10 protein-coding genes are annotated in these 8,957 nt (G+C 74.4%); 7 read left to right on the forward strand and 3 right to left on the reverse strand.

What is annotated here, in order from left to right:
- Positions 1 to 5: 5 nt before the first annotated feature.
- On the reverse strand, positions 6 to 1,088 hold the full coding sequence (locus KCH_RS26520; RefSeq protein ID WP_035867122.1) for a pyridoxal-phosphate-dependent aminotransferase family protein: 1,083 nt from the start codon (positions 1,086 to 1,088) through the stop codon (positions 6 to 8).
- Between the two features lie 120 nt (positions 1,089 to 1,208).
- Here KCH_RS26520 and KCH_RS26525 point away from each other — a divergent pair, with 120 nt between their 5' ends.
- The 3 genes from KCH_RS26525 to KCH_RS26535 are packed head-to-tail and all read left to right on the forward strand — an operon-like array spanning position 1,209 to position 3,546.
- Positions 1,209 to 2,294, forward strand: coding sequence for an amidohydrolase family protein (locus KCH_RS26525; protein WP_035867124.1), 1,086 nt, complete (start codon positions 1,209 to 1,211; stop codon positions 2,292 to 2,294).
- The gene (locus KCH_RS26530) at positions 2,291 to 2,833 is read left to right on the forward strand and encodes a hypothetical protein (RefSeq protein ID WP_051653475.1); all 543 of its coding nucleotides are present in this window, start codon (positions 2,291 to 2,293) and stop codon (positions 2,831 to 2,833) included. Before KCH_RS26525 ends, KCH_RS26530 begins: the two co-directional genes overlap by 4 nt.
- Before the next feature lie 35 nt (positions 2,834 to 2,868).
- Positions 2,869 to 3,546 carry a uracil-DNA glycosylase gene (locus KCH_RS26535; RefSeq protein WP_035867127.1) on the forward strand — a complete coding sequence of 226 codons (678 nt, stop codon included), beginning with the start codon at positions 2,869 to 2,871 and terminating at the stop codon, positions 3,544 to 3,546.
- Positions 3,547 to 3,711: 165 nt separating this feature from the next.
- Here KCH_RS26535 and KCH_RS26540 read toward each other — a convergent pair whose 3' ends face one another.
- Positions 3,712 to 4,368: a hypothetical protein gene (locus tag KCH_RS26540; RefSeq protein WP_035867128.1), complete on the reverse strand. Its 657-nt coding sequence runs from the start codon at positions 4,366 to 4,368 to the stop codon at positions 3,712 to 3,714.
- A 375-nt stretch (positions 4,369 to 4,743) separates the two neighbouring features.
- Here KCH_RS26540 and KCH_RS40065 point away from each other — a divergent pair, with 375 nt between their 5' ends.
- The 3 genes from KCH_RS40065 to glnII all read left to right on the forward strand — a co-directional run bounded on the left by KCH_RS40065 (position 4,744) and on the right by glnII (position 6,872).
- On the forward strand, positions 4,744 to 5,121 hold the full coding sequence (locus KCH_RS40065; RefSeq protein ID WP_051653476.1) for a hypothetical protein: 378 nt from the start codon (positions 4,744 to 4,746) through the stop codon (positions 5,119 to 5,121).
- Positions 5,122 to 5,144: 23 nt separating this feature from the next.
- On the forward strand, positions 5,145 to 5,672 hold the full coding sequence (locus tag KCH_RS46190) for an LPXTG cell wall anchor domain-containing protein (protein WP_051653477.1): 528 nt from the start codon (positions 5,145 to 5,147) through the stop codon (positions 5,670 to 5,672).
- Positions 5,673 to 5,849: 177 nt separating this feature from the next.
- The gene (glnII, locus tag KCH_RS26550; protein WP_035867130.1) at positions 5,850 to 6,872 is read left to right on the forward strand and encodes a glutamine synthetase; all 1,023 of its coding nucleotides are present in this window, start codon (positions 5,850 to 5,852) and stop codon (positions 6,870 to 6,872) included.
- Positions 6,873 to 6,944: 72 nt separating this feature from the next.
- Here glnII and KCH_RS26555 read toward each other — a convergent pair whose 3' ends face one another.
- A complete protein-coding gene (locus tag KCH_RS26555) occupies positions 6,945 to 7,640 on the reverse strand; it encodes a GNAT family N-acetyltransferase (protein WP_341865413.1) in 696 nt (231 codons plus the stop codon).
- 158 nt (positions 7,641 to 7,798) lie between these two features.
- Between KCH_RS26555 and KCH_RS46195 the strand changes: the two genes are divergently transcribed.
- Positions 7,799 to 8,957 (forward strand): helix-turn-helix domain-containing protein (locus tag KCH_RS46195; protein WP_084223932.1); only part of this gene is annotated, 1,159 nt, incomplete at its 3' end.

Below are 8,957 nucleotides of genomic sequence, written 5' to 3' on the forward strand. Positions count from 1 at the left end.
AGGCGTCAGATCTCCTGCTCCCAGGCCTCGGTGGCCGCCTTCACGGCCGCCGCCGCCGAGACGCCGGTGGCCTGGGCGAGGGCCTCCAGGGTGGCGACGACCGTCTCGGCGGTGGCCGCCGGGCCGTAGTGGTTGAGGCGCAGCATGCCGGCGGCGAGCGCGCCGCCGCCGGCCTGGACCGGCAACTGCGGGGCGTGCCGGTGGAGTTCGGCGGCGAGCTCGGTCGCGTCCAGGCCCTCGGGGGTGCGCAGCGTGGTGGCGACCGGGGCGGCGTGCTCGGCGAGCCGGACGAACGGGGCGACGGTGCCGAGGGCGGTGGCGCCGGCGCGGGTCGCGGCGGCCGCGGCGCGGTGCCGGGCGATCACCGCGTCCAGGCCCTCGGCGGTGATCGCGTCCAGGCACTCGTCCAACGCGAGCATCTCCAACTGGGCGGGGGCGTGCGGCAGTTGGGTGCGGCCGGCGTCGGTCCAGCGGGCCTTCCAGTCGAGCAGCGAGAGGTAGGAGCGGCGCGGCGCGGCCGGGTTGGCCGCGATCCGCTCCCAGGCCCGCCCGCTGACCGAGACGGCCGAGACGCCGGCCGGGCCGCCCATCGCCTTCTGGCCGCCGATCACGCACAGGTCGATGCCCCAGGCGTCGGTCAGCAGCGGCTCGGCGGCCACCGAGGCCACCGCGTCCACCATCAGCAGCGCGCCGTGCTCGCGGACCACCGCGGCGATCTCGGCGACCGGGTTGGTGTTGCCGGTGGCGGCCTCGGCGTGCACCAGCGAGACGAAGTCGATCTCCGGGGCGGCGCGCAGCGCCTCCGCGACCTGCTCGGCGGTGACGGCGGCGTCGAACGGCGCGGACAGGTCCACCACCTCGGCGCCCGCGTCGCGCAGCCAGCCGCCGAAGGTCTGGCCGTACGGGCCGGTGATCACGTTCAGCGCGGTCGAACCCGGGTGCGCCGCACCCTTGATCGCCGCTTCCAGCGGCAGCAGCGCCTCGCCCTGGGTGACGATCACGTCGGCCTCGGTGTGCAGCAGTGCCGCCACCTTGTCCTCGATCGCGGCGAACCGGGCGGCGGTCATCGGCGGGAGGTCGAGCAGCATGCGGAGAGGCCTTTCGGGCAGCGGAGGGTTGTCGCCGGGGCCACCACGGAGGGTCGCCGTCGAACAGTCTGCCGCAGATCGCCCCGTCCGCCCGAACGGCTGCCGAGTACAGTGCCAGACATGACAGACGGTGGGGTGCTGCACATCAGGGGCCGGGTCCTGGTCGGCCCGGAGGACGTCCGCGACGAACTCTGGGCGGTGGACGGCCGGGTGACCTTCGAGCGGCCCGCCGCCGAACCCGCCGCCACCCTCACCGGCTGGGCCCTGCCCGGCCTGGTCGACGCCCACTGCCACGTCGGCCTGGACGCGCACGGCGCCGTCGACCGGGCCACCAGCGAGAAGCAGGCCCTCACCGACCGGGACGCCGGCACCCTGCTGATCCGCGACGCCGGCTCCGCCGCCGACACCCGGTGGATCGACGACCGCGACGACCTCCCGAAGATCATCCGGGCCGGCCGGCACATCGCCCGCACCCGCCGCTACATCCGCAACTACGCCCACGAGATCGAGCCCGGCGACCTCGCCGCGTACGTCACCGCCGAGGCCCGGCGCGGCGACGGCTGGGTCAAGCTGGTCGGCGACTGGATCGACCGCGGCGTCGGCGACCTCGCCGCGTGCTGGCCCGGCGACGCCCTCGCCGAGGCGATCGCCGCCGCGCACGCCGAGGGCGCCCGGGTCACCGCGCACTGCTTCGCCACCGAATCGCTGCCCGACCTGCTGGCCGCCGGCATCGACTGCATCGAGCACGCGACCGGCCTCACCGAGGAGTTGATCCCCGCCTTCGTCGAACGCGGCGTGGCGATCGTCCCGACCCTGGTCAACATCGCCACCTTCCCGGCGCTGGCCGACGGCGGCGAGGCCAAGTTCCCGCAGTGGTCCGCGCACATGCGCCGGCTGCACGAGAACCGCTACGCGACCGTCGCCGCCGCGCACGACGCGGGCATCCCGATCTACGTCGGCACCGACGCCGGCGGCTCGCTCGCGCACGGCCTGGTCGCCGAGGAGGCGATCGAGCTCACCAAGGCCGGTCTGAGCACCAACGAGGCGCTGGCCGCCGCCAGTTGGTCCGCCCGCGAGTGGCTCGGCCGCCCCGGCCTCACCGAGGGCGCCCCCGCCGACCTGGTCGTCTACGACGCGGACCCGCGCACCGACCTGCGGGTGCTGGGCGCTCCGCGGCACATCGTGCTCAACGGCCGCGCGGTGTGAGCACGGACGGGCAGGTCCTCCGGTGGTGGGAGGCGCTGCCGTCCGACACCCGCGCGCAGGTGGACGAGGAGCTGCGCCGCGGCCGGCACGTCCCGGCCCTCAAGCTGCTGCGGGATGCGCTCGGCGTGAGCATTCCGCAGGGGATGGACGTCATCGGGGCCCGCGTCGAGCTGGTCCGGCCGCCGGTCGAGGACGGGCCGGTGGACCCGCGAGCACTGGTGCGGAAGGCCGAGGCGCTGGGCGAGCGGGTGCTGGCGGTCGAGGCGGTGTGGGACGGCGACACCGTCCACGACCGGTTCGTGCTGCTGGCCGTCGGCGAGACCCGCGACCACCCGCTGGAGGCCGTGTACGCGAGCACCGCGACCCGTCACCTCGGCCCGGACGAACGGGTCGGCGGGCGGCCGCACGTCGCGGTGGCGGCGGAGGCGATCGGTGTCGCCGTGGCGAGGGCGCTGCGGGTGCCGTTCCACTTCGCCGGTCCGGACGAGCCCGACGACCGGGCGCCGCGGTGGGTGCGGCCGGGTGCGGCGGGCTGCTGAACTCTCGTTGTCGGTGCGGCCGATAGGCTTCCGTCATGGCTGCTCGACCCTTGCACGAAATCGTTGAACCCGGCTGGGCCCAGGCGCTCGCGCCGGTCGCCGGGCAGGTCGCCGTGATGGGCGACTTCCTGCGCGCCGAAATCGCGGCCGGCCGCACCTATCTGCCGCCGGGGCCGCAGGTGCTGCGGGCGTTCCAGCAGCCGTTCGCGGACGTCCGGGTGCTGATCGTCGGTCAGGACCCGTACCCGACCCCGGGCCACGCCGTCGGGCTGAGCTTCTCGGTCGGGGCGGAGGTCCGGCCGATACCGCCGAGCCTGGTCAACATCTACCAGGAGTACAGCAACGACCTCGGCCTGCCGATGCCCTCCAATGGCGACCTCACCCCGTGGGCCGACCAGGGCGTCCTGCTGCTCAACCGCGCGCTGACCACGCAGGCCCGCAAGACCAACGGCCACCGCGGCAAGGGCTGGGAGGCCGTCACCGAGCAGGCCATCAAGGCGCTCGCCGCCCGCGGCGGCCCGCTGGTGGCGATCCTCTGGGGCCGGGACGCGCGCGAACTGCGGCCCTGGCTCGGCCAGGTCCCCAGCGTCGAGTCCCCGCACCCCAGCCCGTACTCCGCCAACAGCGGCTTCTTCGGCTCCCGCCCGTTCAGCCGCGCCAACGACCTGCTGGTCCGCCAGGGCGGCCAGCCCGTGGACTGGCGCCTGCCGTAGCGGCCCGGGGCCACGGACGACCGCTCCCGGGGGCGGTCCGCCCGGCTCCGGGAGCGCGCCGTCCTGCTGCCCGGGCGCCCCGCTTCTCCTCGTGCCGCCGCTCGCAGCCGGTATCGCCGGGCCGGTCGGGGCCGGGCGATCGAACTCGCCGGGGCGCGGCGGTGTTCACCAGCCGTCGGTGGTGTCCAGGTTGACGGCGACGCCGCCGTTGGTGCCGGTCAGGTGGACGCACACCTCGTGGGAGTCCAGCAGCACCCCGCGGGTCCGGCAGGCCGTCCAGACGCCCTGCGCGTCCTGGTCCAACGGCCAGCCGGAGGCGGCCAGGTGGCCGCGCAGGTCGTCGAGCACCCGGGCCGGCCCCTGACCCGCGGCGCCGACCACGGTCAGCTCGCGGTCGCGGAAGTTCGTCGAACCGCCGCCGCAGCCGGACCGCTCGGCGGCGACCCGCAGGCCGGCCGGCAGATCGGGCAGCTCCGAGGCGGCGGGCACCCGCGAGGGCGGCCCGTTCATCTGCAGGAACGTGCCGTACAGCAGGGTCGCCGCCCCCATCAGCAGCGCGAAGCCCACCGTGCACGCGGCGGCGGCGCCCCGGCGTTCACCGCTCTCGCCCTTGTGCACCGGCCACGCCAGCAGCAGGCCCAGCAGCGGAGCGACCGCCAGCAGGCACCCGTTGGCGATCAGCACCGTCCAGTGGACCGACTCGGGCGTCCAGTCCAGCTGCTCCGCCACCCCGATCAGGGCGCCGGCCGCGAGCACCACCGCGAACACCGTGCGCACCCGCCCCGGCGGCGCCGCGAGCAGCCACAGGCCCAGCGGCACCACCAACAAGATCGTCCCCCATGTTACGGCGCCCACTCTGCCCGCCGCCCGCCCCGAAGGGAAGGCCCCGGACCCGCCCGGCCGGTGAACTCCCGCGCCCGCCCAACCCGATGGGCCGGGGCCGGGGCGCCGGGCGGGGCCAGGGGCGGCGCCGTGACGGACGACGGGTTCCTGTCGGGAATTCATCAGCTCATCGGCAGGAACGGTCAGTCCGGATCGTCAACCTCACCCGAAGGAGTGAACTGACGCTCCGTGTTGCTGATGTGACGCAGTGTTCGAGAAGACTGGCGGAACTCGAGAGCGCGAACCCCCTCCCCGTGCGTGGTGCCGGGGAGGTCGTGGCTGCGCTCTGCCGTTCTTCCGTGTGGGGGTTCTGTCATGTCTGTTCTGCGCACCGTCGGCGTGTCCGCGCTGGTCGGATCCGTGCTCGCGCTGCCGCTGCCCGCCTTCGCCGCCGACGGGGGCGCGCCGGCCAAACCCGGGAAGGCGAAGGCGGTGACAGCCGAACTCGGCCTGAACGTCGAGCTGTTGAACACGGTGAAGGTGCCCGTCGAGGTGTCGCTGAACAAGGTGGAGTCGCCCGCCCAGCGGGACGGCGCGGTGCTCACCGCCACCGTCGACGGGGTGGACGGCGGGCGGCCGGTGAACCTGGTGAAGGCGCAGGTCGGCAAGTCCGTGACCAAGGTCGACGACAAGCAGGCCACCGCCTCGGTGCAGCTGGTCGGCGCGGCCGTGCACGCCCCGGCCTGCCGCTGACCACGCTGATCGGCCTGGAGGCGATGAGCGCCGAGGTGACCTGCCCGGCCAACGGGCAGCCGACCGCCAAGGTGACCGCGCCCGCGAAGCTGACCGTGCTCGGGCAGTCGGTGACGGTCGGCCTCAACTCGCCCACCCACGTGGACGTTCCGGCGATCGGCTCGGTGGACGTCGAGTTCTCGAAGAAGACCGTCACCAGCAGCACCGCCGCCGCCTCCGCGCTGGAGGTGCAGGTGGCGGTGAACCCGCTGAACCTGAACGTCGCCAAGGTGAACGGCAAGGTGACGGTCGCCTCGGTGTCCTGCGAGAAGCCGGTGCCCGCCGCCGTCCCGGCCGCCGCCACCTCGCCGGCCCCGTCCGGCCCCGCCGGGTCCGCGTCGCCCACCGCGCAGAACCGGACGGCGCCGAAGGAGTCCGGCGAGGAGCTGGCGTACACCGGCTCGTCCGGCAGCACCGCGCTGGCCGCCGGCGGCTTCACCCTGCTGCTGGCCGGCGGCGCCGCGGTCTGGATGACCCGCCGCCGGCGCGCCGCGCACGCCCGGCACCGCTGAGCGGTGACCCCGAGGTCGGCAGCGGCGCCCCATATCCCATGCGGGGAACTCCCGGAGGGTGAGCGCGCCGCTGCGGACCGTTGGTTCACATAGGCGTTACATAGGAGGAACAACCGGGAAACGGCGGCTTGCAACGCTACGCAGGCACCCACCACCCGAGCAGTGAGGTTCACCGCGATGGCAATCAAGGCCGAGTACATCTGGATCGACGGCACCAAGCCGACCGCGAAGCTGCGTTCCAAGACTCGGGTCCTGCCGAACGCGGACAAGATCCCCACCTGGGGCTTCGACGGTTCCTCGACCAACCAGGCCGAGGGCCACGCCTCGGACCGCGTGCTCGACCCGGTGAAGGTCGTCAAGGACCCGATCCGCGGCGGTGACAACATCCTGGTGCTGTGCGAGGTGCTGGAGACCGACGGCACCGCCCACGAGTCCAACACCCGCGCCCTGCTGCGCGAGATCGCCGAGCGCTACGCCGGCCAGGAGTCGATCTTCGGCATCGAGCAGGAGTACACCTTCTTCAAGGGCTCCCGCCCGCTCGGCTTCCCCGAGGGCGGCTTCCCGGCCCCGCAGGGCGGCTACTACTGCGGCGTGGGTGCCGAGGAGGTCTTCGGCCGCGAGATCGTCGAGCTGCACCTCGACCGCTGCATCGACGCCGGCCTGGCGATCTGCGGCATCAACGCCGAGGTCATGCCCGGCCAGTGGGAGTTCCAGATCGGCCCGGTCGACGCGCTGACCGTCTCGGACGACCTGTGGATCGCCCGCTACCTGCTCTACCGCACCGCCGAGGAGTTCGGCATCGACGCCACCCTGGACGCCAAGCCGGCCCGGGGCGACTGGAACGGCGCGGGTGCCCACACCAACTTCTCCACCAAGGCGATGCGCGAGGGCTACGAGGCCATCATCACTGCCTGCGAGTCGCTCGGCGCCTCCCAGGAGAAGGTGCTGGAGCACGTCAGCCAGTACGGTGACGACATCCAGTCCCGCCTGACCGGCAAGCACGAGACCGCCCCGTGGAACGTCTACTCCTACGGCGTCTCCAACCGCGGCGCGTCGGTCCGCATCCCGTGGCAGGTCGAGGTGGACCAGAAGGGCTACATCGAGGACCGCCGCCCGAACGCGAACGTCGACCCGTACGTGGTCACCCGCCTGCTGATCAACACCTGCTGCGAGGCCCTGGAGAAGGCCGGCCAGGTCTGATCCGCCGCACGCGACGCCACGGCGCCCGCCGAACCCCGCGGAGGGGATCGGCGGGCGCCGTCGTGCGCGCCGTCACATCCGGACGAAACCGTGCGTGCGGCCGACCGTGACGAAGCCGAGGCGCGCGTACCACTGCTGCGGCCAGTCCTCGGCGTCCGCGACCAGGAAGCGCAGCCCGTCCGGGGCCCGCTCGGCCGCCAGCCGCAGGGCGGTGGCCATCACCCGGTCGGCGAGGCCGCGGCGCTGCCGCTCGTCCGCCGTGGCCACGTCCTCGATCTGCGCGGTGCCCGCCGCGTCCTGGTACAGGTCCGCCCAGGAGCCGAACTCGCCGTCCTCGTCGCGCGCGGCGAGGATCAGCACCCGCTCCGCACCCGCCTGCCGGGCGTTGCGCCGCGCCACCAGCTGGCCGATCGAATCGTCCGAGGCCCACGGCAGCCAGTTCCGCCACTGGCGCTCCAACGCCGGGGCCAGCTGCGCCAGTTCGACCTGCTCCGCGCTGCCGGGGGCGGACGGCAGCGGGCCGCGGTGGACCATCACCAGCTCCACCTCGTGCTGGTACCCGGCGGCCACCAGGCCCGGTGCCAGCGCGAGCGCGGCCGCGTCGTCGAACACCGCGATCCGCCGGTGCTTCAGGTGACCCAGCACCTCGTCCGCCAGCGCCGCCACGTCGACCCCGCTCGGCGGGGCGTCCAGCACCAGCTGGTTGTGCTCGTGCGAATACGCGTACCTGTCGCTCAACACCGCGAACCCGCCCGGCAGTTCGACCACCTCGTCGGCCTGCCCGCGGGCGAACCCGCGACGGAACTCCAGTGCTGTCCGCAAACTCTCTTCGCCCACCATCCGGTCATCGTAGGCCGGGCGGCCGGTGGCACCCGAAGGAATATCCGGCTTGAGTCTCCCCCGGGGGGAGACCCCACAGTGGGGGCATGGACGGCGAAGAACTGCTGACGATCGGCGCCCTGGCGCGACGGACCGGACTGACGGTGAAGACCATCCGGTACTACGCGGACACCGGGCTGGTGCCGTCCACCGACCGCACCGCCGCCGGATACCGGCAGTACGGCACGGACGCCGTGGCACGGCTCCAACTGGTCCGCACCCTGCGCGAACTGGGTCTCGACCTGGCCACCGTCCGCCGGGTGCTGGACCGGGAGACCACCGTCGCCGAAGTGGCCCGCGCCCACGCGGACGCGCTGGACGTCCAGATCCGGACGCTCCGGCTGCGCCGCGCCGTGCTCCGCGCGGCCGCCGAACAGGGAACCCGAGGAGAGGGGATCGCACTCATGCACCGACTCGCACGACAGACCGACGAGGAACGCCGCCGCCTGATCGAGGAGTTCGTCGACGACACCTTCGGCACGGCCGACGCCAACCCGGAACTCGTCGAACTGCTCCGCAGCGCCGTGCCCGAGCTGCCCGAGGAGCCCACCCCGGCGCAGGTGGCCGCCTGGGCCGAACTCGCCGAACTCACCGGCGACGAGGAGTTCCGCGCCTCGCTCCGCCGGATGGCCGCCCACCAGGCCGCGGAACGCGCCGCCGGCGACACCACCGGCCTGCACCACGACCTCACCGAACACGTCCGCGAGGCCGTCACCGCAGCCCTCGCCTCCGGCCTCTCCCCGGCCTCACCGCAGGCCGCGCACGTGGTCTCCGACCTGACGGCCCGTTACGCGCAGGTGTTCGGCCGACCGGACGACGAAACCCTCCGCCCCTGGCTCCTGACCAGACTCGAGGTCGCGGGCGACCCCCGCGTCGAGCACTACTGGGCCCTCCTCTCCCGCATCCAAACCGGGGCCTGGGGCCCCCGGGGGAACCCCACCCCCCCGACCTCCCTGGGCCCCAACCCCCCGGGGGGCCCTTCCCCGGGGGACCCCCTGGGGGGGGGGGGTTCCCCCCACCCCCGGGGGGGGGCCCCGGGGGGGGGCCCCCCCCCCCTGGGGGGCCCCCCGGGGGAGGGGGCCCCCCAGGGGGGGGGGGGGGGGGGCCCCCCCCCCCTGGGGGGCCCCCCCCCTGGGGGGCCGGGGGACCCCCCTGGGGGGCCCCCCCCCAGGGGGGGGGGGCCCCCCACCCCGGCCCCCCACGGGG

It is taken from the genome of Kitasatospora cheerisanensis KCTC 2395, from assembly GCF_000696185.1.
In the GTDB taxonomy this organism is placed as follows: Bacteria; Actinomycetota; Actinomycetes; order Streptomycetales; family Streptomycetaceae; genus Kitasatospora; species Kitasatospora cheerisanensis.

Bases quoted from the DNA above. Each gene is read 5' to 3' on its own strand.
- KCH_RS26520 (WP_035867122.1), bottom strand. From the start codon at position 1,088: ATGCTGCTCGACCTCCCGCCGATGACCGCCGCCCGGTTCGCCGCGATC.
- KCH_RS26525 (WP_035867124.1), top strand. From the start codon at position 1,209: ATGACAGACGGTGGGGTGCTGCACATCAGGGGCCGGGTCCTGGTCGGC.
- KCH_RS26535 (WP_035867127.1), top strand. From the start codon at position 2,869: ATGGCTGCTCGACCCTTGCACGAAATCGTTGAACCCGGCTGGGCCCAG.
- KCH_RS40065 (WP_051653476.1), top strand. From the start codon at position 4,744: ATGTCTGTTCTGCGCACCGTCGGCGTGTCCGCGCTGGTCGGATCCGTG.
- KCH_RS46190 (WP_051653477.1), top strand. From the start codon at position 5,145: ATGAGCGCCGAGGTGACCTGCCCGGCCAACGGGCAGCCGACCGCCAAG.
- glnII (WP_035867130.1), top strand. From the start codon at position 5,850: ATGGCAATCAAGGCCGAGTACATCTGGATCGACGGCACCAAGCCGACC.